The following is a 26,019-nucleotide window of genomic DNA, read 5'->3' on the forward strand; positions in this document are numbered from 1 at the left end:
GGGCGGCCCCTCGTAGCCGCCGTCCCCGCCCGGAGGCGGATCACCGGCGCCCGGATAGGTCTGCGCTCCCGGATACGGCTGCGCTCCCGGATTCGGCTGCCCGCCAGGGTCGTGCTGCGCAGCCGAGGAACCGTCCTCCCCCGCCTCGGAACCGCCCGGCGGCGGGTACGGCGGTTGCGACATCGGAACTCCTCGCTCGGGGCAGAGCCTGCCGTCGGCGATGCTAGGTCGTCCCCCTCCGGCAACCCGGCAGCCCGCCCGGGATCTAGGGTCGCTGCCGGAGCCCCTCACCATCCAGACATCTCAGGAGTTCAGCGTGGCCACCCAGCAGGACGGCACGGACTACCGCATCGAGCACGACTCCATGGGGGAGGTCCGCGTCCCCGCCTGGGCGAAGTGGCGGGCCCAGACCCAGCGGGCCGTCGAGAACTTCCCGATCTCCGGCACCCCGATCGAGCGCGAGCTCATCGGCGCCCTGGCCGCGATCAAGGGAGCGGCCGCGGCCGTCAACGCCGACCTCGGTGTCCTCGACGCGGCCGTCGCCGGCGCGATCGGCGAGGCCGCGACCGCCGTCGCCCGGGGTGACTGGGACGAGCACTTCCCCATCGACGTCTTCCAGACCGGTTCCGGGACGTCGAGCAACATGAACACCAACGAGGTCATCGCCAGCCTCGCCACCGAGTCGCTGGGCAGCCCGGTGCACCCGAACGACCACGTCAACGCCTCGCAGTCGTCCAACGACGTCTTCCCGTCGGCGATCCACATCGCCGCCACCCGCGCGATCGTGTCGACCCTGATCCCGGCGCTGCGGCACCTCGAGGCCTCGCTGACCCGCAAGGCCGAGGAGTTCGCCACGGTCGTCAAGAGCGGCCGCACGCACCTCATGGACGCCACGCCGGTCACCCTGGGCCAGGAGTTCGGCGGCTACGCGGCGGCGGTCCGCTACGGCGTCGAGCGGCTGCAGGCCTCCCTCCCCCGCATCGGCGAGCTGCCGCTGGGCGGCACCGCCGTCGGCACCGGCATCAACACCCCGCCCGGCTTCGCCGCCGCGATCATCGAGAAGCTGGCCGGCGAGCTGGACCTGCCGCTCACCGAGGCCCGCGACCACTTCGAGGCGCAGAGCTCGCGCGACTCCCTGGTGGAGGCCTCCGGTCAGCTCAAGACCATCGCCGTCGGCCTTATCAAGATCGTCAACGACCTGCGGTGGATGGGCTCGGGCCCGCGCACCGGCCTCGGCGAGATCCAGCTGCCCGACCTCCAGCCGGGCAGCTCGATCATGCCCGGCAAGGTGAACCCGGTGATCCCCGAGGCGGTCATCCAGGTGGGCGCCCAGGTCATCGGCAACGACGCCGCGGTCACCTACGCGGGCACCACCGGAGTCTTCGAGCTCAACGTGACGCTGCCGCTGATGGCCCGCAACGTGCTCGAGTCGATCCGCCTGCTGGCCAACGTCAGCCGGCTGCTGGCCGACCGCTGCGTCGACGGCATCGTGGCCAACGTCGAGCAGTGCCGGGAGTACGCGGAGTCCTCGCCGTCGATCGTCACGCCGCTGAACAAGTACATCGGGTACGAGGAGGCCGCGATCGTGGCCAAGCAGTCGCTCAAGGAGCAGAAGACCATCCGCCAGGTGGTGCTCGAGCGCGGCTACGTCGAGCAGGGCAAGCTCACCGAGCAGCAGCTCGACGAGGCCCTCGACGTCCTCTCCATGACCCACCCCTGACCGGGCGGAGCGTGCACCTAACCCTCCCGGGCCGGTGCACGCCCGCTCCGGTGGACTGCGGCGTCAGCTCACCGCCGCGGTGAAGACCTTGCGGGTGTCGGGCACGGCCCCCACCGCGCGCTTGAAGTCGGCGAGCCCGGGGTTCAGCCTGCCCTCGTCGTCGGAGGCGGGGCCCAGGTCGACGAGCCTCGCGCCGCGCCGGAGGCAGTCGGCATAGACCAGGTACGCCAGCAGGTCCATCGGCGAGCGCGCCGCACCGGGGTCGTCCGCCCAGTGGACGACCTGGTCGATCCCCTCCAGCACCCGGTAGACCACCGCGCCGGCCACTGCCCGCCCGTCGGTGCGCAGCAGCAGCATCCGGATGCGCTCGGGGAACGCGGCACGCGCCCGCTCGAGGTAGTCCCGTCCGAGCGGCTGCGGCCGGCCCTTCGCCAGCCGGTTCCCGGCGATGATCCCGTGGAGGATGGTCAGGTCGGCTCCGTCGACCACCTCGACCAGTTCGAACGGCTCCTGCAGCGCAGCGCGTACGTACCGTCGCTTGCGCGCCTTGAGCAGCTCCAGGGCGTCGCCGCCGGGGGCGAGGACGCCGAGGTCGACGTGCATGTTCAGGTCGCAGTGCGCGACGGCGAACCCCTGGTCGAGCAGCGCGTACTCCACCAGCGGCTCGGCCGCCGAGTAGGCGTGCGGACGGGCCTTCACCCGCACCTCCCGGAGCCCGTCCGAGCGCATCGCCGCCAGCGCCCCCGTCACCAGCCCGACGACGTCCTCGACCGGGGGGTCGACCCGCGCCAGGTCCGGCCCCCCGAAGGGCGCGCTGTGCCCGGAGACCAGCACACCATCGGTGACCACCCCCTCGAGCACGCCGACGAGCCGGTCGTCCCGGCGGTGCTCGTACCGCCACCGGCGGTCGGCCGGGACGCCGTTCAGGTCGTGGAAGCGGGGGTCGCAGAAGATGAGGCCGTTCACCGGCGCGTCCGGCTCAGGCCGCCCGCCGTGCACGCACGGCGATGTTGGCGCCCATGTCGGGGGGCAGCTCGTCCCCCAGGTCGTTGAGGGCCTGGATGAGCTCGGGCGAGTAGTCGAGCATCATCCCGTTCGGCAGCACCTTGAGGAAGAAGCCCTTGCGCTCGAACGGCTCGAAGCCGGCCGACCGCAGGTCCCGCTCCAGCTCCTCCAGGTCGTAGACCCGCTGGTGGCCGACGAGGTGGTCGCGGGCGCTGAGGGTGTCCAGCTCCGGCTGCAGGCCCATGCTGACGGCGAGCCGCCGGTGCAACGACCGCTTGTTCGGGACGACGACGACGATCTCCCCTCCCGGCGCCACCCAGTCACGGAGGTGTGCGGCCAGGGTGACCGGGTCGTCGACGTGCTCGAAGACGTGCAGCGCGAGGAGCTTGTCGCACGGGGTCTCCGGCCGGTACTCCTCGAAGAGCGCCTCGACCACCTCCACGCCCGGGAAGTCCGACCGCACCCGCGCGGCCAGGCTGGGCGCACCCTCGACCACGACGTAGTGACGCGGCAGCGGGGCGAGCCGGGCGAGGGTGACGCCCTCACCGGCGCCGAGCTCGATGACGGCGTCGCCGGGCGAGACGAGGGAGGCCAGCCAGTCGCAGCAGTACTCCTGGCACGCGTCCTCGATGAACTTGTCGGGCACCTCGTCGTTGAGGTGGTAGTTCTGGGCGATCCGCTCCAGTTCCTGCGTGCGGGCGGCGGTCATGGGTCCTCCGGGGTGGTTCGGGTGGCGGGCAGCGGTCACGAGAGGTCTGCGGCGATCGCCAGACCCTGGACCACCTGGTCGTTCATGGACGTCGCGCCGCCACCGAGCAGCACGCCCGTCAGCAGGGCGCCGGGGCAGGCCACGGCCAGGGCGTCGGACGCGGCGGTCTCGGTCGCCAGCGAGCCGCTCGTGGGCGCCGGCACCGCACCCGGGGCCGCGAGCGCCTTGAGCACGCGGACGTCCGCGGCGGGGTCGGCGATGCCGAGCAGTCGACCGAGCTCGGCGACGAGCTCGGCGGGGACGTCGACGCCTCCCTTGAGGCGGCCGGCCGTCGCCGGTCCTGCCTCGATCACCACGCGGTGCTCCTCGGGGTCCAGACCGGCGAGCGCGTCCTGGTCGGTGACCCGGTACGTGGCGAACTCCCGATCCACCACCGACAGGCAGCCGACCGGATCGGTGATCCCCGACCCACGGACGAGGCAGGCGACGAGGGCGACGGAGGCACCGGACGCCCGCTCGGACACGGGGAGCCCCAGCAGGGACTGCAGCCGGTCGACGCCGACGCCGAACACGGGCCGCTCGGCCGACCAGGCTCCCCCCTCCGTGCGCACCGTCCACCGGGTCCCCTCGCGGCTGATCGAGGTGACGGCGTCGTCGTGCACCTGCACGCGCGGCAGCGCGGCGATCCGCTGCTCGAGGGAGCGCACGACCTCCCCGACGAAGCCCGACGACGTCGTCCAGAACGGGTACTCGCGCAGCCCGGTGGGCCGCCCCGCACAGGCGGCGGCCAGCGTCTCGGGCCAGTAGAGCGGCAGCCAGCCGGCGCGGTGGTACCGCGCGAGCAGCCCCTCTCGGGCCGGCCCGAGCAACTTCTCCGCGAAGGGATCGATGAGCCGGGTCTGGATGTCCGCGCCGTGGTTGACCGACGCCGCCTCGGTGTACAGCAACTCGTCGTAGGCCGGCGAGGTGACCTTGCCCGCCGCGTGGCGGGGGTCGCCCCGATCCAACGGTGGAGGCGGGGTGAAGCCGCCGTCGGCCAGGATGTCGAGGCGGTCGGCGATCAGGTGGTCGGGACGTCGCCGGCCCTCGACGAGGGCCTCCGGCGTCGGGGTCCGCACCCGCTGGACGTGCTCGGCCTGCCAGCGGTCCACGCGCGCCCCGAAGCGCGTCCAGTCGTAACGCACGCGGGGGCGGTAGCTCGCCAGGTCGTCGTCGGCCGTGCTGCCTCCCGATTCGAGCAACACCATGCCCAGGTCGACGTCGACCTCCGGTGTCCGCAGCCCGCGGAAGTGGCCGCCCGGCCCACGACCGTCGGTGACGAGGACGACGTCCTGCCCCGCCGCGCCGAGTTCGGCCGCCGCGACCAGGACGGCGAGGTTGTTGCCGACCAGCAGCACCTCAGGCATCGACCGGCTCCGCATCCATCCACAGCTCCGAGCCCAGGTCGGGCAGCAGCCCGGCGAGCGCGTCGAGGCCGTCGAGCAGCTGCGGGGTGAGGAAGCCGTCGTCGACCAGGCGCTGCATCTGCCCGTGGGTGAACGGCTTGACGAAGAGGCTGCCACGCTCGCGGACGGCGAACCCCGCCGTGCGCAGTTCGGCCTCCAGCCCCTCGGCGTCGTAGATCCCCCGCTGCTGCATGCGGCGCTGGGTCCCCGACGTCGCCGCCGGGTCGGGGATCAGCCCCATGGCCACGGCCAGCAGCCGGTGCAGCGAGCGGGCGCTGGGGACGTTGACGTGCAGGACGCCGCCGGGTGCGCAGAAGCCGCGCGCGGCGCGGAGCAGCAGCTGCGGATCGGGCACCTCGTGCAGCAGGCAGCTCAGGACGACGAGATCGAAGCCGCCGCCCAGCGCCGCCGGGTCGACCCGCTCGGCGAGGTCCTCCACGACGATGACGTCCGGCCGGTCCCCGGCCAGATGACGGGCCCGGGCCGCGAACGCGGGAGTCGGCTCGACGACCACGGACACGACGCCGGGAAGATCGGTGAACAAGGGGGCCTCGCCGCACCCGATCTCGAGGAGGCGCCGGGGGGCGTGGGCGGCGACGCGCGCGAGCACGAGCCTCCGCCGGTAGGCGATCTGCACGGGCTCGAACGGCAGGGCGCGGTACTGCACCGCGTAGTCGACGAGGTCGCGCTGCACTGCGGACACGGATTCCTCTCCCCCGGGCCCGCGGCGGACCGGCCCGGGGTGCCGGTCCGCGACCGCCGCCCGGATGCGGCCAGGGTAGGAGCGGGCGGCACAGGATCGGTCGCACCCGAGGGGCGCCGGGGGCGACGCGGGCACGAGGAACGGATGTGACGGAAGAGCCGTCGGGGCCGGCTGGTCACCGCTCGTCCCGGCCGCCGGAGCTCCGGTCACGGCGGTGCGCACGCCTGCCGATGACCAGGGGCGTGACTGACGACCGACGCTCCCTCGGCCCTGGCAGGCGGGCGACGGACTGGAACCCGCGCCCTTCGGGCAACGCCGCCGGCTGCCGGATCGTCGACCTGCCCCGCATCACCGATCCGCGCGGCAACCTGACCGCGATCGAGGGCAACCAGCACGTGCCCTTCGACATCGCCCGCGTGTACTACCTGTACGACGTCCCGGGTGGTGAGTCGCGCGGCGGTCACGCGCACCGCAACCTCCAGCAGCTCATCGTCGCCGCCTCGGGGAGCTTCGACGTCATCGTCGACGACGGGACGGAGACGGCGCGCTTCCACCTGAACCGCTCCTACCACGGGCTGCTGCTCCCGCGGCTGACCTGGCGGGAGCTGGGCAACTTCTCCTCGGGGAGCGTCTGCTTGGTCCTGGCCTCCCAGGCCTACTCGGAGGACGACTACTACCGGGAGTACGACGACTTCACCGCCGCCCGCCGGGAGGCCGAGGCCACGGGCGAGCTTCGGCCCCACGGCGTCCCGGCGTGAGCACGCCGCCGGCCGCCCCTCGGATCCCCTTCCTCGACCTGGCCGCGGTCCACGCCGAGCTCCGCACGGAGCTGGACGAGGCTGCCCTCCGGGTGCTGCACAGCGACCGCGTGCTCCTCGGTCCCGAGCTGGCGGGCTTCGAGGAGTCGTGGGCGGCAGCGGTGGATGCGCGGTTCGCGGTCGGCGTGGGCAACGGGCTGGACGCCCTGTCGCTGGGGCTGCGCTCGCTCGGCATCGGTCCCGGCGACGAGGTCCTGGTGCCCTCGCACACCTTCATCGCCACCTGGCTCGCGGTCCTGCACGTCGGCGCGGTGCCCGTCCCGGTCGACGTCCGCTCGGCCGCCGGCGACTGGGACATCGACGCCTTGGAGGACGCGGTGACCCCCCGCACACGGGCCGTCGTCCCGGTGCACCTCTACGGGCATCCCCTGGACATCGACGCGGTGATGGCCGTGGCCGCCCGGCACGACCTCGCCGTCCTCGACGACGCCGCGCAGGCGCACGGCGCCCGGCTCGGCGCCCGGCCGATCGGTGGGCTGACCCACGCCACGGCGTGGAGCTTCTACCCCGGCAAGAACCTGGGGGCGCTCGGCGACGGCGGCGCGGTGACCACCTCGGACGAGGGGACCGCCCGCCGGCTGCGCTCGCTGCGCAACTACGGCTCGCTCGACAAGTACCGGCACGACGAGGTGGGCTGGAACAGCCGGCTCGACGAGGTGCAGGCGGCGCTGCTCCAGGTCAAGCTGGCCCGGCTGCAGGAACACAACGCCCGGCGCGACGCCGTGGCCCGCCGCTACCAGGCGGCACTGGGCGACCTGGACCTGGTCCTCCCTGAGCGGCGGCCGGGGACCACCTCTGTCTGGCACCTGTACGTCGTCCGCAGCCCCTCCCGCGACCGGTTGCGGGCACACCTCGCCGAACGGGGGGTCGAGACGCTCGTCCACTACCCCGTGCCGTGCCACCGGCAGCCGGCCTTCGCCGGCACGGAGCTCGCCGACCGGCACCTGCCGATGGCCGACCGGCTCGCCGCCGAGGTCCTCAGCCTGCCGATGGGCCCCATGCTCCGCCCGGAGCAGCAGGACGTGGTCATCGACGCCGTGCGGACCTTCCACCCCTGACCACCGAGCCGAACCCGAAACCCTCGGAGAGGACACCATGACCGATCCCCTGGTCAGCATCCTGATCCCCACCTACAACGGCGAAGCCCACCTGCGGGCCGCACTGCGTTCGGCGCGGGACCAGAGCTACCGCCACGTGGAGATCGTCATCGGCGACGACGCGTCGACCGATCGCACTCCGGAGATCATCGCCGCTGCTGCGGCCGAGGACGAGCGCATCCGGGTGATCCGGCACGAGACGAACGGCGGCGGCTACGACAACCTGCAGTCGATCCTGCGGGCGGCCCGCGGCGAGTACGTCAAGTACCTGCTGCACGACGACGTCCTGGCCACCGACTGCGTCCGCGAACTCGTGCGCGGCCTGCAGTCGACCCCCGGCGCAGCGCTCGCCTTCTCCCGCCGGTCGCTCATCGACGAGAACGGGAAGCCGGTCGCCGGGCACGAGTTCTCGACCCTGCGCGACCGGCCCGGCGCGATCGACGGCCTGGAACTGGGCACCAGCGTCCTCGAGACGTGCACGAACGTGATCGGCGAGTTGTCCACCGCCCTGTTCCGCCGCGACGCGCTCGGGGTCGAGACCCTCTGGGAGCCGGACGGACGGCGGATCGACTCCCTCACCGACGTGAAGGTGTGGTTGGAGCTGCTGGCCCAAGGGCCCGCCTTCTACACCCCGCGCGTCCTGAGCCGCTTCCGCATACACCCGGGTCAGAACAGCTGGCGGCCGTGGATCGGCGCGCGTGCCGAACGGGACTGGGTCCGGCTGATCGACTACGGGATCCGGCTCGGCTTCCTCCCCGAGCCGGCGCAGCGCCGGCGCGCGCACGCCCGCGTCCTGCAGCACGCCACCGCCCGGCTTGCCTCGATCGTCGACGGGCCGGACTACGGGCCGGTGCTGGAGTCCATCTTCCTCAGCACCGCTGCCCTGGTCGAACTGCGTCCCGGCGCCGTCGATGACGTCGTCGACTCCGCCGAACCGCTCTGGGAGCGGGCACACCGCCCGGACCAGCTCGCTCACCTGGCCCAGCAGCTGGAGGTGTGGTCGCGCCTCTTCCCGATCGCCCTGGCTGCGCCGGCGCTCGAGCGCAACGAGGTGAGCGCGACCGTCCAGGCGCTGCGCGACGTCCATGCGGCCGGCGTGGCGGAGAAGCTCGCTATCGCGGTGCCGTCCGCTGCCCTGGAGGCGGCCGTTCCACTGATCGAGCAGGCGCTGGCGGAGGGGGCCGACATCGACGTCGAGCTCGTTCCCTGCGACGACCCCGCCGGCCTCCTGGCGCACCCGTGGCTGGCCGTCGCTCCTCGTGGCAGCCGCTGGCACCTCGACCGGGGAGCGGGCGTGTGGACTTTCGACGTCGCCGCGGACGCGTCCTGAGCCGGGCAGCCGAAGGGATCGCCGGGCGACGACGCCAGGCCCCCCGGCGCGCATCGGAGTAGCGTCCGGATCGATGAGCGAGACAGATGTAGCCCTGCGCTACCCCGGTGGAGAACTGCCCCTTCCCGTCAAGCACGGGACGGAGGGCGCCGACGGCATCGACACGAGCAAGCTGCTGGCCACGACCGGCACGGTCGCCTTGGACATCGGCTTCGTGAACACCGCCGCGTGCACCTCGGCGATCACCTACATCGACGGTGACGCCGGGATCCTGCGCTACCGCGGCTACCCGATCGACCAGCTGGCGGGCAAGGCCAGCTTCCTCGAGGTCAGCTACCTGCTGATCTACGGGGAGCTGCCCACCGCCGACCAGCTGGGCGAGTTCGACCAGCGCATCCGGCGGCACACTCTGCTGCACGAGGACCTCAAGCAGTTCTTCAACGGCTTCCCCCGGGACGCCCACCCGATGCCGGTGCTGTCCTCGGCGGTCAGCGCGCTGTCGACCTTCTACCAGGACAGCCTGGACCCCTTCGACGAGGAGCAGGTGGAGATCTCCACGCTGCGCCTGCTGGCCAAGCTGCCCACCATCGCGGCCTACGCCTACAAGAAGTCGGTCGGCCAGCCGTTCCTCTACCCGGACAACTCGTGCGGCCTGGTCGAGAACTTCCTGCGCATGACCTTCGGTTTCCCGGCCGAGCCGTACGACATGGACCCCGACCTGGTCAACGCGCTCGACCAGCTCTTCGTCCTGCACGCCGACCACGAGCAGAACTGCTCGACGTCGACCGTCCGGCTGGTCGGCTCCTCGCACGCCAACCTGTTCGCCTCCGTCTCGGCCGGCATCAACGCGCTGTTCGGCCCGCTGCACGGCGGGGCCAACCAGTCGGTGCTGGAGATGCTCGAGGCGATCAAGGCCGACGGCGGCGACATCCCCCGCTTCGTCGAGCGGGTCAAGAACAAGGAGCCCGGCGTCAAGCTGATGGGCTTCGGGCACCGGGTCTACAAGAACTACGACCCGCGTGCGGCCATCGTGAAGTCCACTGCCGACACGGTCCTGGACAAGCTCGGCGGCAACAACGAGCTGCTGGACCTGGCCCGCCAGCTCGAGGACATCGCGCTCAAGGACGACTACTTCGTGGAGCGCAAGCTCTACCCGAACGTCGACTTCTACACCGGGCTGATCTACCAGGCCATGGGCTTCCCGACGCGCATGTTCACCGTGCTGTTCGCCCTCGGCCGGCTGCCGGGCTGGATCGCCCAGTGGCGCGAGATGATCGCCGACCCCAGCACCAAGATCGGCCGCCCCCGCCAGCTGTACATCGGCGAGACCGAGCGGAACTTCGTACCGCTCGACCAGCGCTGACCCTGCTCCACCGACCGACCGGGCCGGGCGTCCTCCCCCGCGGAGCGCGCCCGGCCCGATCCGTCTCCGGACCGCGCCCCCTACGGTGAGGGCGCTCCGCACCCGCGGAGGAGTCGCCCACCCCGGAGGTCCGCCCATGGCCGAGCAGCCCGGCGACGACGTCCTCGTCGTGCCGCCCATCCCCCTGGCCAGCGGCAGCATGCTCGAGCCGGAGGGCGACGGGCCGCCGGTCCGCATCACCACCGTCGAGGTGGTGGTCTCCACCGAGGACGGCGGCGAGCTGCGCATCCCCCTCGTGCACCGGCACGGTGCCTGGTGGGCGCCGTGACCGGCCTCGCCCGGTCCTCATCCTTCTGGGCGCCACCCGAGCTTCACCCTCACCCGGAGGGGTGAGAGAACCCCACTCCCCTCTCCGGCGCCCCTCCCGGCACGTCGATACGAGGTCAGAGCCCGGCTGCAGAACGCAGCGGGCCGGCCATCGAGACGACGAGACCGCCGGGAGACGCCGCAGTGCCCGCACCACGCACGCCCGTCCGCCCCGTGCTCAGCGCACGCGAGGCCCAGGCCCTGCGCGAGGCCATGGCCCTGCGGCAGCTGGCCGCGGCCCGGCCCGACCTCACGCCCGCGCAGCTCGCGGCCGCCCGGTCGACCCTGGCCGCGAAGAGTGCGCCGTCCACCCGCACGGCCGGCAACCGCCCCACCACCAAGCGCCCCACCACCGAGCGCTCCACCACCGAGCGCCCCACCACCAAGCGTTCCGCGGCGAAGCGCCCCACCGCCCAGCGACCTGCGGCCCGGCGCCGCACGACCACGGCCGCGAAGGAGCGCACCGGCGCGCGCTGGTCCTCCCGTCTCGGCGTCGTCGCGCTCGGCACCCTGCTCGTCCCCGCCCTGGTCACCGTCGTGCTGCCCGGGGCCACCACGCCCTCGGGCGGGCCGCTCGACGTCACGGCGCTGGCCATGACCGCCCGCAGCTCGCTGCTGGAGGCGGCCGACGGCTACCGCGCCCTGGAGCAGAACGCCGAGCACCGCCGCGACCAGCTGCAGCAGGCCCGCGCCGCCGAGCAGGCCGCCCGCGACCGGGTCGCGGCCGTGCAGCTGACCGTCGGTACCGGAGCCGCCGACCTCTACCGCGCCACACCCACCCTCCGGTACCCGGTGCCCACCCTCGGCGCCACCGGCGTCACCGACGCACTGCTCCGGCAGTCCGTCAGCGAGCGCGCCGACCGAGCACTCGAGGGAGCCGTGGTCCGCGCCGAGCGCACCGTGGCCGCCCTGGCGGACGCCTCCGCCCGGGTCGACCAGGCCGAGGCCGGCGCTGCGGCTGCAGAGGACGAGCTGGCCGGGGCCCTCAAGGCGATGCGCGCCCAGGTCGACGACCTCAGCACCGAGGTCACCGGCCGGCTGGCCTCCCTCGGCGCCATCCCGGCCGCCGGCCGACAGCAGGAGCGCAACCAGCAGGCAGTCGCCCGCTGGCAGGGCTACCTGGCCCAGCTGAGCGGAGCGGGCATCCAGCCGCCCCCCGCCGCGGCGCTCGCCGACCCCGCCGACCTCCCCGCCGGCTTCTCCCCCGCGCTGGACTCCTCCGGCCGGCCCGTTCCCGGCGTGGCCTGGGCGGTCCTGGGCAACAGCCCGGTCACCGTGCTGCCGTCCGAGACGGTCGCCGCGGTCAGCAACGCGCTGTCCCAGCTGGGCAAGCCGTTCGTCGCCGGCTCGACCGGCCCCGAGACCTACGACTGCGGCGGCTTCACCGCGGCGTCGTGGCTGCTCGGGGGCTACGCCCTGCCGGCCACCCCGCAGGAGCAGTGGGCCACCGGCACCGCCGTGCCGCTGGACGGCCTGCAGTTCGGGGACCTGGTCTTCTCACCGGGTGGGCAGGACGTCGGCCTCTACCTCGGTGACGGCGACGTCCTGGGCGCCTCGGCGGCCACGTACCAGGTGGGCGTCCGCTCGGTCGCCGCCGGCTCCACCGCCGTCCGCGTGCCCGTGCCGGGGACCGGGACGCCGAACGCGCCGCTGCCCGCCGGCGGTCCCACCGGACCGTGCGGTGCGCCGCTCCCGGCGCCCGGCATCACCAGCCCGCAGTGGGGCGGCTGGGACAACGGCGAGATCCCCACCGAGGCGCTGTGCCTGCTGGGGGTGTACCGCCACGCGCTCCGCTGCGATGCCGCGGCGGGCTACGCCGCCATGGACGAGGCCTACGAGGCCGAGTTCGGCACCGGCCTGTGCATCACCGACTCCTACCGGTCGCTCGCCAGCCAGGTGGACGCCTTCTCCCGCAAGCCCGCGCTGGCCGCGGTGCCCGGAACGTCCAACCACGGGTGGGCTCTCGCGGTCGACCTGTGCGGCGGGATCCACCGGGGCGGCTCCGAGCAGTGGCGGTGGATGACCGCCAACGCCGGCCGGTTCGGATTCGTCCAGCCGGACTGGGCCGGTCCCGGCGGCGAGAAACCGGAGCCCTGGCACTGGGAGTACGGCTACATCTCCTGAGCGGACCGCCGGTTCAGAGCCAGGGCAGGTCCGCCAGCCGCGCCCACGGGACGGTCACGCTGGCCTCCGAGGTCTCCCCCGCCAGCCGCGCCGCCACGCTCCCGCCGGCACAGGCGACCGGCCGGTGCGGGGTGACGACCACGTGCACGTCGTCGACCGGGAGTCCGGCGTCGGCAACCCGGCCGAGCATGCGCTCGGGTGCCACCAGCACGGTGGTCGCGAGCACCGGCATCGACGGGTGCGACCACAGCGCGACCGGCCCCTCGACCCGGAAGCTCAGCTCCACCTCCCCGGCCCGGCCGGTGGCCGCCGACCGGGTGGCAGCCAGCTGCCCGGGAGCGGTGCCCGGCACCGGGGCCCACGGCAGCGTCAGGTCGCCGCGCCGGACCACGACCCGCCACCCGACCGCGGACCGGGCCGCGTCGGCCCAGTCGAGCACGGCGATCCCGGCGGCGGCCGCGGACACGTCGGCCACCGGTCGGTGCGCGACCCAGGAGTGCAGGGCGGCGGTCATCCCGTCCGGGGTGGGCGCCACGCCGGCCCGGGTCATGTCGTCGGCGAGGTCGGCGAGGTCCACGCGCAGCGTGCGCTCGTCCTCCTCCACCAGGAGAGCCGATCCCGCGGACGCCCGGCGGACCAGCTCCACGCGCACCTGCGGGCCGGCCAGCCCGGGCAGCACCGCGGAGACCACCTCCAGCAGGTCGGCGAGATCGATGCGGGTCGGGCGCAGGCGCTGCAGCAGCCCGGCGGAGCTCCCGGGTCCGAAGGCGCTCACGCCCCGGCCACGCACAGACGGTCGCGCAGCCCCTCGGGCAGCGTGCACAGCGCCAGGACGGCGGTCAGCTCGGCGGCGCTGAGGCGCACGGGCAGCACGTCGGCATCCCAGCCCGTCGCCAGTCGCACCCGGGCAGCGGACGCGGGCCAGACGGCGTCGCGGGCAGCCGCGACGTGCAGCTCGGTGACCACGTCCTGCAGGTGGAGCGCGGCGACCGGGTGGACCGCCGGGTCACCCAGCGCGGCGCGCACGGCGGTGGCCAGCTGGAGACGCTCGGGGGAGGCGAGCCAGTGCGGCACCAGGACCTCGACCCCGGCCTCGCCGGTGGGCATGGCGCTCATCGGGCACCGCCCGGAACGGGTCGCCCGGCAGCCGTCCCCGAGCCGCCCCCGCCTGCGGTGCGGCGGGTCCCGGGGCGAAGCGTCACGAGGTGGATATCGGCAGCACAGAGGCCCGATCGACCCGTCCACGGCGACGAATTGGCCTCGGACCGCCCCGGCCGCCACGAACCGCTCGTCGGCAGGGCGTAACCGGGACGTCCGCGGGCCGTTTCCCTGGTGTCACCGACTGCCGAGGGGCCCCATGCGCCGTGCCACCGCTCCCGCTCTGACCGCCGCCACGCTCGCCGTCGTCCTGGCCGCGACGGGTTCGACGGTGCCCGCCGCCGCGACCGGCGCGCCGGCGGACGACCCACGACCGGTGATGTTCGTGGGCAACAACTGGGAGGGGACCGCGACCGTCGTCGACGCGGTCACCCACGAGCCGATCGCGACGGTCGACACCGTCCCCGACCGCCGGCAACGGTTGTTCGAGATCCTCACCCGGCCGGACGAGCTCGCGTTCTACCTGGCCATCACGGCGGCCATCGGCGAGGGCCACGCGCAGTACACCGACGACATGTACACGACTCACGACGGCCGGCTGCTGGCGGTGAGCCGTCCCAGCTTCGCCGACGTGGTGGGCATCGACCTCGCCAGCGGCGACATCGTGTGGCGCTTCCCGATGGAGGGCTACCGCTCCGACCACATGGGCATCTCGCCCGACGGCGAGCGTCTGCTGGTCAGCGACTCCACCGCGAACAAGGTGCACGAGCTGGACATCCGCACCGGCGCGAAGACCGGCGAGTTCCCCAGCGGGGACAGCCCGCACGAGAACAACTACACCGCCGACGGCTCGCGGGTGTTCCACGCCAGCATCGGCCGCGTCTACACCCCGGTCGACCGGCCGGTGCTGCGGCAGGCGTTCGACACCCTCAAGGGCGAGCAGTTCTTCCAGATCATCCGGACCGACGGGCTGACCGTGGAGCAGCGGTGGGACATGGGCCGCGAGCTCGAGGAGGCCGGCCACCCGGGCATGGCCTCGGCGGTCCGCCCCATGGCGGTGGCTCCCGACGAGCGGTACGTCTACCTGCAGGTGTCGTTCTTCCACGGCTGGATCGAGTTCGACACCCGGGCGCCCGACGCCGACACCGCCCGCACCTACGACGGCGAGCCGGCGGTCGGCGCCGTCACCCGGGTGGTCGACCTGCCGAAGCGGACCACCGAGCCCCGCGAGCGGTACGTGCTCGACTCCGCCCACCACGGCCTGGCCATCGACCCGGCGGGGACGACGCTGTGCGCCGCCGGGACCATGGACGGCTACGCGGCGATCATCGACCGCGAGACCGAGGAGCACCGCCTGGTCGAGGTGGGCGAGAAGCCCTACTGGTCCACCACGGGCGTGGACGACGACGAGTGCTGGGTCTCGGTCAGCGGCACCGACCAGGTCGTCGTCATCGACTACGACACCGCCGAGCGGATCGCCACGATCGACGTCGGCGACCATCCCCAGCGCGTCCGCGAGGGCGTCGTCGCGCACGACGTCCTCACCGCCTGGGAGTAGCGGTCGAGCGCGGGGAACCGCACCTCGCGGCGTCGTGCCGGAGGTGCGGTTCCCCGCGCTCGGTGGCCGTCAGTCGGCGAGCTCGGCCAGCCGGTCCTTGAGGGCCTTCTCCACGCGGTCGGCGTAGACGTTCATGTTGCGCACCGAGGTGTTGAGGTCCGACGACAGCTGCGTCTTGGTCTGCCCGCCCCAGGTGGTGAGGTACCAGGTGGCCCACCCCAGCACGTTGGGCTGGCCGGCGCGCTGGTCGCGACGCGCGTTCGGGTCCGGAGCGCAGGCCGCCGTGAGGGCGTGGGAGAGCAGCGTCTGCTCGGCCTCCCCCATGATCTCGTCGGGCGCCTCGCCGGAGTCGGGCAGCAGGATCTCGGTGCCGTCGGGGCCGCCGTCGAGGGACTGCAGGTTCCGCAGCCCGTTCAGCGTCGCCACGGTCTGCGAGTTGCGCCGCAGGGTGGCCACGCTCTGCCCCATGTAGGCGGCCAGCTCCTTCTCGCTGGGCCGGCGCTGGTGCTCGGCGATGAACGTGGCGATCGCCTTCTGCTGCTTGTGCTCGGTGTCGGCCGCGGTGCGCCCGTGGGCGTTGCGGCCCAGGTCGTGCACCCACTTGGACAGCTGCGTGGCCAGGAAGGCGCCGAAGGGGACGGACTTGGTCTCGTCGAACTGGCCGACGGCCTTGAGCACCCACTCGTACACCTGCTGGCCGAGGTCGTCGGGGTCGGGCAGGTGCAGCCGGATCGTGCTCATGTTGCGCTGCAGGCGCTTGAGGCTGACCGGGCCGTAGTGCCGGCACAGGTCGGCCAGGAACTCCGGGGGCAGGTCCTTGGGCGCGCGGCGCCGGACGTCGGTCTCGGCGCGGAGGCCGACGGTGGCGCAGCCGTGCCGGGCACACCAGGCGCGCACCCAGTCGGCCAGTACCGACGCCGAGCCGCGGGCGCCGTCGACGCGGTAGAGCCCGTCGCCCTGGTCGTAGCTGACCGTCACGCCGTCGGGCAGCTCGGCGCGGAACTCGTCGAGCGGCAGCTCGCGGTCGACGCGGAAGTGCACCCGGTCGCGCGGGGTGATGGGCGCGAGCGCCCAGCCGTCGGCTTCCGGGATGCCACCGAAGACGAGTGGCTGGCGGGCGCGGGCGCGGGGGTCGAGGGTGGACGTGGAGGACGCGAACGAGTCGGACACCGGAACTCCTGGCACTACGGGGAAGGACAGACCCTCGGGGAAGGAGGACTGCGAAGACGCCCGGAGGCGACGTCAGGCCGGGATGCGCTCCCCCGGGCCCGCGGTGCGCGGACTCGGGATCGGCGACCCGGCGGAGGACACGGGCAGGGCCTCGACCACGTCGGCGGCGGTGACGCCGCCGCCGGCCCGCTCGAGGAGCACGGCCGCGGCGGCGCGCTCGGCGCCGCTGGGCTCGGCGACGTACACCGGCATGTGGTCGTAGAGCGACGTGAAGACGGCGCTGACGAACGCGTAGGCGGCCTGCGCCTGCGGCGAGAACTTGGCGACGGCGGTCCGCGGACCGAGGTCCACGCCGACGGTCACCCGGACGACGCGGTCGTCCTTGCTCAGACCCGAGACGGCGAAGGCGACCTCGTCGTGCTCGGCGGCGAGCGACGCGAGTGCGGCCAGGCACTTGCGCGTGGCGCCCCGCCGCGGCCGCAGCTGCACGTGGACCACCACGGACTCCTGCTCACCGCCGTGGTCGCCGTCGGCCTGCGCGTTGGATGCAGTGTGTTGCATGTTGATCGCCCCCTGTCACTTGCTTGGGGAGAAATCTGCCGCATCACCTCGGCAACCGAGGGCACAACACTCGCCGTGTCATACGCACTTCTGCCCTGACTCTTCGGCAGATGTTGCCCGTGTCGCTGACGATGGCGACCACGCGCGCTCCGTCTTGTCAGCGTCTGCCGAAGACCACGGGCCGAGACCGGCGTCTCAGGCCTGCGCGTCCTCCGCCTGCTCGGCCACCGGCTCGGCGCCGACCGGCGCGAAGGCGGCCAGTGCGCCGAGGCTGTCGGCGGTCACCTGCGCGGCGAGCGCGTTGGCCTCCGCGATCTGCCGGTAGACCTCCTCGCGGTGGATGCTGACCTCGCGGGGCGCCTTGAAGCCCAGCCGGACCGTGCCGCCGCGCACCTCGACGACGTGGACCTCGATGTCGTCGCCGATGCGGATGGTCTCGCCGACGCTGCGGGTGAGTGTGAGCACGTGTACCCCTCCATGGGTTGTGTGATGCCGTCCGTGGCTGCCCGCGGAGCGGGCGGTGGGCGGAAGCCCGTCGAAGAGTGTTATCGGCGCACAGGGCACCGGACCGGATGGGTGGGATCGGACAGGACCACCTGCCGCGCCCGGCGGGTGACCGGGTTCACCACCAGCGGCGCCCGGAGGTTGGCCGTCGTCCCGGAGACGTCCCCGTCCGGGACGGTCAGCAGGGCGTAGACCCGCCCGGCCTGGATCGAGGCGAGCCCCAGCTCCGCCAGCGCCGCCCCGGGGAGCGCGGGGGCGTACTCCGGGAAGAAGGCGGCCGCCGGAGCGACGAGGAAGCGGGGCCCGTCGGGCGCCAGCGCCTGCAGCCAGGACAGCAGGCCCGAGGCGTCGGCCGGGACGAGCACGAACTCCCGGTGGTCCGGGAAGCCGGCCAGCGGTTCGGTGAGGTCGACGACCAGCACCGCGGGAACGGCGTCGACGACGCCCTGGGCCGGCACGCTCGCGGGGGCGTGCGGGCGCGCGGCCAGGGTTGCCGGGGACGGGGTCATGCGGAAAGCCTCCTCGGAGCGTCGGCCACGGGGGCGGGGTGGCCGGTCATCAGCGGAGGTAGTCCAGCAGCGTGGGCGAGATGGACTTGGCCGTCGCGGCGAGGGCGGCCTCGTAACCCATCTGCTTCATCTGCACGTCCATGATCGTCTTGGGCAGGTCGATGTCCTCGGCCGCGCCCAGCTGCTTCCGGAGGGTCAGCTGCCGGCTCATGTTGACCTGCTCCGCCTGCTCCAGACGCGCAGCACGGGCGCCGATGTCGGCGAGGGCACCCTTCATCTTCTCGAAGACCGCGTCGAGGGCCCCGAGGTCGCCGGCGAGCGCCGACGTGTCGGTGGTCAGATCGGTGGCGATGCGGCCGACGACGGCGAAGAGGTCGTCGGTGCCGGCGCCGAATGCCTCCGGCCCGGTGAGATCCACCCGCAGCAACTCGCTGTCGGAGACGCGGCGGGTCACCTCGGCCCGATCGTCACCGATGTAATTGCCCGCGGGCCCGTAGGCCGCCGATCCTGCCGTGACACCACCGAACAGGGGCCGGCCCATGACCTTGGTGTTGGCCATGTTGAGCAGGCCGTCGCGCAGCGAGGCGACCTCGATCGCGAGCGCCTCCTGGCTGGCGGGAGAGCTCGCTGCGTTGGACCCCTGGAGGGTGAGGTTCCGGACGCGCTTGACCACGTCCATCATCTCGATCATGGTGGAGCTGCCCTGCTCCAGCCACGCCTTCGCGTCGGTGACGTTGCGGGCCTGCTGTGCCACCGACGCCTGTTCCGCACGGGTCTGCATGGCCGTGTTGGTGCCGGTGGGCGAGTCCGACGGCCGGCTGATGGCCTTGCCCGAGGTGAGCTGCTGCTGCAGCCTGCCCAGGTCCTCGAGGTTGCGGTTGAGGCCCTGGAGGCTGGTGAGCGTGACCGCACGCTGGGTGATGCGCACTCAGATCACAGCCCCACGCGGCCGGTGCGGTTGATCAGCACGTCGAGCATCTCGTCGATCGTGCTGACGAGCCGGCCCGCCGCGGAGTACGCGTGCTGGTACGAGAGCATGTTCGTCATCTCCTCGTCGAGGTTGACGCCGGCGACCGACTCCCGGGAGGCGTCGATCTGGGTCGTGATGACCTGCTGGATCTGGACGCCACGATTGGCCACCGCGGCCTCGACACCGAGCTGGACGACCAGCTTGCGGTAGGTGGCGTCCGGCCCACCGGCCTTGTTGCGCAGCTGCGCGATCTCGTCGGCCTTGCTGCTGTCGGTGTTCGCGCCGCCGGCGAGGCCGGAGGCGGCGATCAGCGCCGGGTCGTCGAACGCCAGGCGGATGCTGGACGCGGTGATCGGACCGGCGTCGGCGGACTCGAAGACGTCGATCCCGGCGTTGCCCAGCTTGTCGTAGGCGTTGGTGGTGTGGACCCCGTTGACCGCGTCGGCGAAGCCCTTGGCCAGCGTGTCGAGGTCGGACTGGTAGGTCGGGAAGATGCCGTTCATCGCGGCGAGCTGCCCGGCCGCCGTGCCGTCTGGCCGCACGGTGTGCCCGCCGACGGCGGTCACGACGCGCACCGGGGAGGTACCGGTGCCCGTCATGTCCAAACTGCCGGCCACCGCCAGCTTCGTGGCGCTGGTCCCGCCGACCAGGGTCACGCCACCGACGATGACGTCGACCATGCCGTCCTTGCCCTGGCGGACGGTCCCGCCCGCCTGGTCGGCGAGCTTCATGACCAGCACGTCGCGCTGGTCGACCAGGGCGTTGACCGGCAGGCTGGTCTGGTTGCCGCGTTGGATGGCCTGGTTGAGGTCGGCGATCGACGCGGCGGCCGCGTTGACGTCGTCCACGAGGACGGTGAGGTTCTCCCGGGTCTGGTTCCACTGCGCGTTCAATGACGCGGAGGCGAAGTGCAGGCCGCCCACCAGCGCCTCCATCTGCTGCAGCACCTGCGCGCGGGTCGCGTCGGTATCCGGGCCGTTGGCCACGGCCTCCCACCCGTCCCACACATCGGCGAGCAGGCTCTGGATGCCGTGCTCGCCCGGCTCGCGGAACGCCGTCTCGACCTGCTCCAGGGCGCCGGCCTGGATGCTCAGGCGCGCGTAGTTCGCGTGCTCGGTGTGGCCGCGTCCCTCGAGGAAGACGTCGCGGATGCGGGTCACCTGCTCGACCGAGACTCCCCCGCCGATCCCGTCGCCGGTCGAGTAGAACGCAGGTACGGCGCTGCCGCCGATGGCCTGCATGTCGGCCCGCTGGCGCGAGTAGCCGTCGGTGTTGACGTTGGCGATGTTCTGGCCGGCGACGTCGAGCGCGCGCCGCTGCGCCCAGAGCGCCGTCGTGGCCGAGTTGAGCGCCGCGAACGTACCGCTCACAGTGCACCGTCCAAGGTGACCGCGCGGTGGTTGCCGTCGTCGTGCCGGCCACTCGCGCCGTAGGTGCCCGAGGCGGAGCGGGTCTGCATCAACGTGTCGCTGATCGCGGCCAGGCCGCCCTCGATCAGCTCCCGGTTCGCGTCCGACAGGCTGCGCAGGTCGGAGATGAGGACCAGCAGCGCCTCGTGGTGCTTGGCGAACAGGTCGTTCCACGGGGCCGGCGCGGCCTCCGCGACCTGTCGCAGCGAGGGGTTCGCGGCCAGACCGAGACCGGCGGCGATGGCCTCGGTGGCCGCCGAGCGCTCCACCTCCAGCGTGCGCAGCTGGTCCAGGACGACCTCGATCTCGTGCGCGATGCGCGCCAGCCAGCGGGTCTTCCCACTGACGATCAGGTACTGCTTCTCCTCCGCCTTGAACAGCAGGAGGTCCAGGAGTTCCTGTTCCCGCCACAGCAACGTCGACAGGTGCTGGTAGTCCACGCGTCCACCGCCTCTCCGTCTCGCGTGCCGGGAGCCGCCCCGGTCGACCCGGTCGGCGCTCCCTCGTCAGAGCTGGCTTCGGCATCCCGGGCCAGCCCCTCAAGCCGAAGCCGGCAAGTGCGTGCTCAAGTCGAGACCGAAAGTTGCCGATGAGCGGTGCCGACCGGCACCGGCTCAGCCGAGAAGAGAGGCGTGAGCCCAGCCCGTGCCCTTGCCGCAGAGCGCGTCCAGCGCGAGCGGGTGCCGCTCGACCGGCCCGCGTCCGGACGCACGCCCCACCCCTCCAGGGCCGCCGGCCAGGCGCGCACCCAGGCCGACGTGGACGCGCTGGTGACCGCGCACCTGCCGCTGGCCGCGTTCGCGGTGAACGCCGTCGCGGCCCGCATCTCGCTACCCGCGCACGTCAGCCGGGACGACCTGTTGTCCTGCGCGCACGTGGCACTGGTGGAGGTGGCCAGGCGGTTCGACCCCTCGGCCGGCGCCTCGTTCGCGACCTACGCGCTCGCGCGGCTGCAGGGCGCCGTCCTCGACGAGCTCCGCTCGGGCGACTGGGCGAGCCGCTCCGTGCGCGCGGCCGCCCGACGGAGCGACGCCGCCGCCGACGCACTCACCATCTCCCTGGGACGGCCGCCCACGCGGGAGGAGCTGGCCGTCGCGCTCGGCGTGCCCCGCAGCGAGCTGGACAGCCTCCAGGTGGACGTCCACCGGGCGGTGATGGTCAGCATCGACGCCGAGACCGGCACCGAGGGCGGGTCCCTGGACCTGCCGGACACCGGCGAATCCCCCGAGCGGGCCCTGCTGCGGGGTGAGCGCGCCCGCTACCTGCACGAGGCGATCCGCGCCCTCCCCGACCGGCTGGACGAGGTCGTCGAGCGCAACTTCTTCGGTGACGAATCCCTGACCGACATCGCGGAGGACCTCGGCGTCACCCTCTCCCGCGTCTCCCAGATGCGGGCCCGCGCACTGACGCTGCTGCACGCCGCGATGAGCGAGGTCTGGGACGGCAGGTCCGTCCCGGCCGACGGCGGCGTGCGCGCCCGCAACCAGCAGCGCAGCTACGTCGACCGGGTCGCCGGCCGGCAGGCGACGTCCGTGCCCGGCCCGCGTAACCCCTGGGCCGGTGTCGCCCGCCCGGCCTGAAGCCGCGCGGGTACCCCTGCATCTCCCCGGAGCCGTCGGCCACCATGGCCGGCGGCTCCGTCGCGTCCGCCGCGGCGTGTGACACCGTCCGTCGGACAGCACGGCGAACGGCCCGGCGACGCCCCCCTGGAGGGGACGTCGCCGGGCCGGTGCGGGCTGCGCGGATATCGCGCGGAGCGGTGCGGCCTCAGGCGCCGATCCGCTGGCTGCGGACCCGGTTGTCCAGGGCCCGGTGCCACGCATCCGCCCACAGCGGGGCGGTGTGCTCGTCCAGGTGGTTCGCGAGGACGACCTCGCGGTTGCGCGCCGCGATCTCGCGCCGGCGGTCGGGATCGTCGATCGCCTTGCAGATGTGGTCCGCCCAGTCACGCGGCCGCTTCGCGCGGAGCCCGAGACCGAGTCGTTCGTAGTCCGCCGTGCCGGCGCGGATCGCGAACACGCCTCTGGCCGAGTACTCGAGCGGCTTGAGCCAGCTCTTCGACTCGTTGAACCGGTCCAGCCGGAGCGGAGCGATGCCCACGTCGAAGAGCTCCCCCATCGCGGTGAGGTACTCGTCGACGGTCTGCTTCCAGGGCACCTCGAGCGGCGGCTCCGGCAGGTGCAGCCGCTGCTGGGCGTCCATCGCCTGCCCGAGGATCATGAACCGGCCCGCCCGGCGGGCACGGTCGAGCCCCTGCTGCAGCCCCGACTCCATGGTCTGGAGGTCGTAGGGGTGACCACCGACCGAGCCGGACCAGCCGACGGTGACCGTCTCGGGGTCCCGCTCGTAGGCCGGTGGCAGTTCCGCGATCCGCCGGGGGATGGCGTTGGGCACCACCACCCCCCGGCCGTGCTTGGCGTACTCGCCGAGCAGCGCCGGGGTGGTCACGGTGACCAGGTCCGCCTCGCGGGCGCAGGTCGCCGCCCAGGAGGCGACGTTGTAGCGCTGGATCGTCGCGTACGACGCGTGGCCGTACGCCAGGCCGCTCATCAGGTCGTCCAGCTCCACGACGACGGCAACCCCCTGCGCCTGGAGCAGCCGGAGCATCTCCAGCGCGGCTTTCGTCTTCGGCAGCTGGAGGACGACCACGTCCGCCCCCTGCGCGTCGACCGAGACGACCGAGGACGACTCGTCCTCGACAGGTCCGTCCATCGTCGTGGCCAGCCCGTAGGTCAGGGTGACCTCGACCCCGAAGCCCCCCTCGTTGACGGCTCGGGCAGGCTCGGCCGCCCGGTAGTACAGGGCGCCCGGGTAACGGGTCGATGAGTACAGGACCTTCATGGCCGTCGGGAGTCCTTCCGGGTCCGGGTGCTCGCTGCCCAGCGGCTCCGGCGCGGACCACGCCGACGGACTGGGGGCGGCCCCACCGGAGCCGCCTGATCTCCATCGGCAGTCGGCGCGCCGCACCGCACCGCACCGCACCGCGGACCGAACCGCCCCGGGTTCCTCGTCGGAGTGAACCCGGACGAAAAAGTTCCGGCGCTCGGGTCAAGGACCGCGCCACTCCGGCCGTAGTCAGTGGTGCGACACCCCGCCAGCACGGATGCCAGCGGAAACAAGTCAGACCCCAGTCCAAGGAGGAACACCATGGGTCTCAGCGTCAACACCAACATTGCGGCGATGAACGCGTACCGCAACCTGTCCAACACGGACAACTCGCTCAACAAGTCGCTGGAGAAGCTCTCCTCGGGCTACCGGATCAACCGCGCCGCCGACGACGCGGCCGGCCTGGCCATCTCCGAGGGCCTGCGCTCGCAGATCGGTGGCCTCAAGGTCGCCATCCGCAACACGCAGGACGGCGTCTCCGTCGTGCAGACCGCTGAAGGTGCGCTCACCGAGACGCACGCCATCCTGCAGCGCATGCGCGACCTGGCGGTGCAGTCGGCGAACGGCAGCAACGACACCGACTCGCGGTCGGCCCTCAACGCCGAGGCCACCGCGCTGAAGGACGAGCTGACCCGTATCGCCGACAAGACCACGTTCAACAACGTGAAGCTCCTCGACGGCAGCTTCTCGGGCAAGGACTTCCAGGTCGGCTACGCCTCCGGCGATGTCATCTCGGTGAACATCAAGGGCACGGCCGCCGGCTCGGGCTTCTCCTCGGCCCACCTGGGTGTCAGCGGCGTCAACCTCAGCACCTCGGGTGGCGCTTCGACGGCGATCGGCCTGCTCGACACCGCGATCAAGACGGTCTCCACCTCGCGTGCAGACCTCGGTGCCCTGCAGAACCGGTTCGAGCACACCATCAAGAACCTCAGCGTGACGCAGGAGAACCTGTCCGCGTCTGAGTCCCGCATCCGCGACACCGACATGGCCCAGGAGATGACCAACTTCTCCAGGAACCAGATCCTGAGCCAGGCCGGTACCTCGATGCTCGCGCAGGCCAACCAGGCCTCGCAGAACATCCTCAAGCTGCTGGGCTGATCCCCCGGGATCACCTGAGCAGCACCTCGCACCACCGGTGAGGGGGGAGGCCTGCGGCCTCCCCCCTCACCGCGCACGTGAGCACCCCGATCCGAGGAGGCGCCGTGGCAGGCATGAGCATTGGCGGACTGACGTCCGGACTCGACACCGCGAGCATCATCGACGCGCTGATCGCTGCTGACGGCAACCAGCAGGTCCTGCTCAAGCAGCGCCTGTCGGCCACCCAGTCGCAGGCCGGCGCCTACCGGGCGATCAACACCCGCTTCGACGGCCTCCGCGTGGCAGCCGAGGCACTCACCAAGGACGCGGCCTGGCAGCCCTCGAAGGCAGGCAGCTCGTCGTCCACGGTCACCGTCAGCTCCACCAGCGGCGCCAGTACCGGCTCGGCCACGTTCAACGTCGACCAGGTGGCCGCGGCGCACTCGCTCGTGAGCTCCACGACGTGGACGGCGGCCGCCGGCCAGACCGCCTTCGACCTCGACTACGGCGCCACCTCGCTCGACCTCGTCATCGGGGGCGCGACCACGTCCGTCAGCCTCGACCGCGACGGCGACGGGACGGCCACGCTGTCGGAGGCCGCCGCAGCCATCAACGCCGCCGGCCTGGGGGTGACCGCGACGGCGCTCAAGGTCTCCGACAACGGCTACCGGCTGTCGATCACCTCCACGAGCACCGGGGCCGCCTCGGCGTTCACCGGCACGGGCTTCACGACCGCCACGCAGGGTCGCAACGCCCAGATCACCGTCGGCGACGCCGCGACCGGCTACAGCATCAGCTCGCCGACCAACACGTTCTCCGGGGTGATGGCCGGCACCACCATCACGGTCTCCAAGCCCGAGACCGGCGTGACCGTCGACGTGACCTCCGATCCCGCCGCGATCACCGCGAAGGTCGAGTCGCTGGTCAACGCGGTCAACGGCCTCCTCGAGAGCATCAGCTCCTACACCGACACCACGAGCAAGTCCGCCGCGCTCAAGGGCGACAGCACGCTGCGCCAGCTGGCGACGAGGACGCTCGACGTCCTCGCCTACGCCATCGGCGGCGACGGGCCGGCCTCGGCGGTCGGCCTCCAGCTGACCAAGGACGGCCGCTACACGTTCGACAAGGCCAAGTTCACCGACAAGCTCGCCACCGATCCCGCCGTCGTCCGGCGCATGTTCGACGGGACCAGCACCACGGGCGGGTCCGACGGCGACCTGGCCACCACCGCGGACAACGTGACCACACCGGTCGGCATCGCGGCCCAGCTGATGGACCTCGCCAAGTCGGCGACCGACTCGACGATCGGTTCACTGACGGTGCTGGCCAAGGGCGCCGACGCCCGGGCCGACACCCTGCAGGACAGCATCGACGCCTGGGACCTCCGCCTGGACATGCGGCGCGCAACGCTGGAGCGGCAGTTCACCGCCATGGAGACCGCCCTGAGCACCCTGCGGAACCAGGGGAACTGGTTGTCCTCCGCGCTCAGCTCGCTCCCGTCGCCTTCCTCGAACAAGAACTAGAGCCCGGCACACCCGGCGCTCCCCGCTGCGGCTCTGACCCTGCGCCTCACCCCCAGCACCAGAAACCAGACACC

General features: G+C 72.8%; 25 protein-coding genes. 11 read left to right on the plus strand and 14 right to left on the minus strand.

The features are described 5' to 3' along the window. Window positions 1-316 precede the first annotated feature (316 nt). Window positions 317-1,720, plus strand: a complete 1,404-nt coding sequence (locus tag ACI793_RS04120) for a class II fumarate hydratase (protein WP_456605089.1) — start codon at window positions 317-319, stop codon at window positions 1,718-1,720. Window positions 1,721-1,783: 63 nt separating this feature from the next. On the opposite strand, the gene ACI793_RS04125 is transcribed toward ACI793_RS04120, so the two are convergent. From ACI793_RS04125 to ACI793_RS04140, 4 genes are read right to left on the minus strand one after another with little or no spacing between them, the layout of a single operon-like run. Next, on the minus strand, window positions 1,784-2,686 hold the full coding sequence (locus ACI793_RS04125; RefSeq protein WP_456605090.1) for a GNAT family N-acetyltransferase: 903 nt from the start codon (window positions 2,684-2,686) through the stop codon (window positions 1,784-1,786). A gap of 13 nt (window positions 2,687-2,699) precedes the next feature. Continuing rightward, window positions 2,700-3,434, minus strand: coding sequence for a class I SAM-dependent methyltransferase (locus tag ACI793_RS04130; RefSeq protein WP_456605091.1), 735 nt, complete (start codon window positions 3,432-3,434; stop codon window positions 2,700-2,702). Between the two features lie 35 nt (window positions 3,435-3,469). After that, complete coding sequence (locus ACI793_RS04135; RefSeq protein WP_456605092.1) at window positions 3,470-4,840, minus strand: hypothetical protein; 1,371 nt, start codon at window positions 4,838-4,840, stop codon at window positions 3,470-3,472. Then, complete coding sequence (locus ACI793_RS04140) at window positions 4,833-5,582, minus strand: class I SAM-dependent methyltransferase (protein WP_456605093.1); 750 nt, start codon at window positions 5,580-5,582, stop codon at window positions 4,833-4,835. Before ACI793_RS04140 ends, ACI793_RS04135 begins: the two co-directional genes overlap by 8 nt. A gap of 242 nt (window positions 5,583-5,824) precedes the next feature. Between ACI793_RS04140 and ACI793_RS04145 the strand changes: the two genes are divergently transcribed. The 6 genes from ACI793_RS04145 to ACI793_RS04170 all read left to right on the plus strand — a co-directional run bounded on the left by ACI793_RS04145 (window position 5,825) and on the right by ACI793_RS04170 (window position 12,680). Continuing rightward, window positions 5,825-6,340, plus strand: a complete 516-nt coding sequence (locus ACI793_RS04145) for a sugar 3,4-ketoisomerase (RefSeq protein WP_456605094.1) — start codon at window positions 5,825-5,827, stop codon at window positions 6,338-6,340. After that, the gene (locus tag ACI793_RS04150) at window positions 6,337-7,458 is read left to right on the plus strand and encodes a DegT/DnrJ/EryC1/StrS family aminotransferase (protein WP_456605095.1); all 1,122 of its coding nucleotides are present in this window, start codon (window positions 6,337-6,339) and stop codon (window positions 7,456-7,458) included. Before ACI793_RS04145 ends, ACI793_RS04150 begins: the two co-directional genes overlap by 4 nt. 37 nt (window positions 7,459-7,495) lie before the next feature. Further along, window positions 7,496-8,827, plus strand: a complete 1,332-nt coding sequence (locus ACI793_RS04155; protein ID WP_456605096.1) for a glycosyltransferase family 2 protein — start codon at window positions 7,496-7,498, stop codon at window positions 8,825-8,827. Window positions 8,828-8,900: 73 nt separating this feature from the next. Continuing rightward, window positions 8,901-10,190, plus strand: a complete 1,290-nt coding sequence (locus tag ACI793_RS04160; RefSeq protein ID WP_456605097.1) for a citrate synthase — start codon at window positions 8,901-8,903, stop codon at window positions 10,188-10,190. Between the two features lie 136 nt (window positions 10,191-10,326). Next, on the plus strand, window positions 10,327-10,518 hold the full coding sequence (locus tag ACI793_RS04165; RefSeq protein WP_311347203.1) for a hypothetical protein: 192 nt from the start codon (window positions 10,327-10,329) through the stop codon (window positions 10,516-10,518). 212 nt (window positions 10,519-10,730) lie between these two features. Further along, window positions 10,731-12,680 (plus strand): NlpC/P60 family protein, encoded by a 1,950-nt coding sequence (locus ACI793_RS04170; protein WP_456605098.1) that lies wholly within the window; start codon window positions 10,731-10,733, stop codon window positions 12,678-12,680. A 13-nt stretch (window positions 12,681-12,693) separates the two neighbouring features. Here ACI793_RS04170 and ACI793_RS04175 read toward each other — a convergent pair whose 3' ends face one another. Next, window positions 12,694-13,455 (minus strand): hypothetical protein, encoded by a 762-nt coding sequence (locus tag ACI793_RS04175; protein ID WP_456605099.1) that lies wholly within the window; start codon window positions 13,453-13,455, stop codon window positions 12,694-12,696. Continuing rightward, window positions 13,452-13,796 carry a hypothetical protein gene (locus ACI793_RS04180; protein WP_456605100.1) on the minus strand — a complete coding sequence of 115 codons (345 nt, stop codon included), beginning with the start codon at window positions 13,794-13,796 and terminating at the stop codon, window positions 13,452-13,454. The genes ACI793_RS04175 and ACI793_RS04180 overlap by 4 nt, the downstream gene beginning before the upstream one ends. Before the next feature lie 241 nt (window positions 13,797-14,037). On the opposite strand from ACI793_RS04180, the gene ACI793_RS04185 reads away from it, so the two are divergent. After that, on the plus strand, window positions 14,038-15,336 hold the full coding sequence (locus tag ACI793_RS04185) for a YncE family protein (RefSeq protein ID WP_456605101.1): 1,299 nt from the start codon (window positions 14,038-14,040) through the stop codon (window positions 15,334-15,336). Between the two features lie 69 nt (window positions 15,337-15,405). On the opposite strand, the gene ACI793_RS04190 is transcribed toward ACI793_RS04185, so the two are convergent. The 7 genes from ACI793_RS04190 to ACI793_RS04220 all read right to left on the minus strand — a co-directional run bounded on the left by ACI793_RS04190 (window position 15,406) and on the right by ACI793_RS04220 (window position 20,899). Then, on the minus strand, window positions 15,406-16,506 hold the full coding sequence (locus tag ACI793_RS04190; protein WP_456605102.1) for a flagellar biosynthesis protein FliA: 1,101 nt from the start codon (window positions 16,504-16,506) through the stop codon (window positions 15,406-15,408). Between the two features lie 72 nt (window positions 16,507-16,578). Beyond that, window positions 16,579-17,067: a hypothetical protein gene (locus tag ACI793_RS04195; RefSeq protein WP_456605103.1), complete on the minus strand. Its 489-nt coding sequence runs from the start codon at window positions 17,065-17,067 to the stop codon at window positions 16,579-16,581. Between the two features lie 195 nt (window positions 17,068-17,262). After that, window positions 17,263-17,532: a carbon storage regulator CsrA gene (gene csrA, locus ACI793_RS04200; RefSeq protein ID WP_456605104.1), complete on the minus strand. Its 270-nt coding sequence runs from the start codon at window positions 17,530-17,532 to the stop codon at window positions 17,263-17,265. A gap of 80 nt (window positions 17,533-17,612) precedes the next feature. Further along, window positions 17,613-18,080 (minus strand): flagellar assembly protein FliW, encoded by a 468-nt coding sequence (fliW, locus tag ACI793_RS04205; RefSeq protein ID WP_456605105.1) that lies wholly within the window; start codon window positions 18,078-18,080, stop codon window positions 17,613-17,615. Window positions 18,081-18,129: 49 nt separating this feature from the next. Beyond that, window positions 18,130-19,008 (minus strand): flagellar hook-associated protein FlgL, encoded by an 879-nt coding sequence (flgL, locus tag ACI793_RS04210; RefSeq protein WP_456605106.1) that lies wholly within the window; start codon window positions 19,006-19,008, stop codon window positions 18,130-18,132. 5 nt (window positions 19,009-19,013) lie between these two features. Next, window positions 19,014-20,420 carry a flagellar hook-associated protein FlgK gene (gene flgK, locus ACI793_RS04215; protein WP_456605107.1) on the minus strand — a complete coding sequence of 469 codons (1,407 nt, stop codon included), beginning with the start codon at window positions 20,418-20,420 and terminating at the stop codon, window positions 19,014-19,016. After that, window positions 20,417-20,899 carry a flagellar protein FlgN gene (locus ACI793_RS04220; protein WP_456605108.1) on the minus strand — a complete coding sequence of 161 codons (483 nt, stop codon included), beginning with the start codon at window positions 20,897-20,899 and terminating at the stop codon, window positions 20,417-20,419. The genes flgK and ACI793_RS04220 overlap by 4 nt, the downstream gene beginning before the upstream one ends. Before the next feature lie 192 nt (window positions 20,900-21,091). On the opposite strand from ACI793_RS04220, the gene ACI793_RS04225 reads away from it, so the two are divergent. After that, window positions 21,092-22,039: a sigma-70 family RNA polymerase sigma factor gene (locus tag ACI793_RS04225; RefSeq protein ID WP_456605109.1), complete on the plus strand. Its 948-nt coding sequence runs from the start codon at window positions 21,092-21,094 to the stop codon at window positions 22,037-22,039. 187 nt (window positions 22,040-22,226) lie between these two features. On the opposite strand, the gene ACI793_RS04230 is transcribed toward ACI793_RS04225, so the two are convergent. Then, the gene (locus tag ACI793_RS04230; protein ID WP_456605110.1) at window positions 22,227-23,300 is read right to left on the minus strand and encodes a hypothetical protein; all 1,074 of its coding nucleotides are present in this window, start codon (window positions 23,298-23,300) and stop codon (window positions 22,227-22,229) included. A gap of 306 nt (window positions 23,301-23,606) precedes the next feature. Between ACI793_RS04230 and ACI793_RS04235 the strand changes: the two genes are divergently transcribed. Then, window positions 23,607-24,443 carry a flagellin N-terminal helical domain-containing protein gene (locus ACI793_RS04235; protein ID WP_456605111.1) on the plus strand — a complete coding sequence of 279 codons (837 nt, stop codon included), beginning with the start codon at window positions 23,607-23,609 and terminating at the stop codon, window positions 24,441-24,443. A gap of 113 nt (window positions 24,444-24,556) precedes the next feature. After that, on the plus strand, window positions 24,557-25,945 hold the full coding sequence (fliD, locus tag ACI793_RS04240; protein WP_456605112.1) for a flagellar filament capping protein FliD: 1,389 nt from the start codon (window positions 24,557-24,559) through the stop codon (window positions 25,943-25,945). Window positions 25,946-26,019 lie beyond the last annotated feature (74 nt).

This window comes from Blastococcus sp. SYSU DS0617, assembly GCF_054051075.1.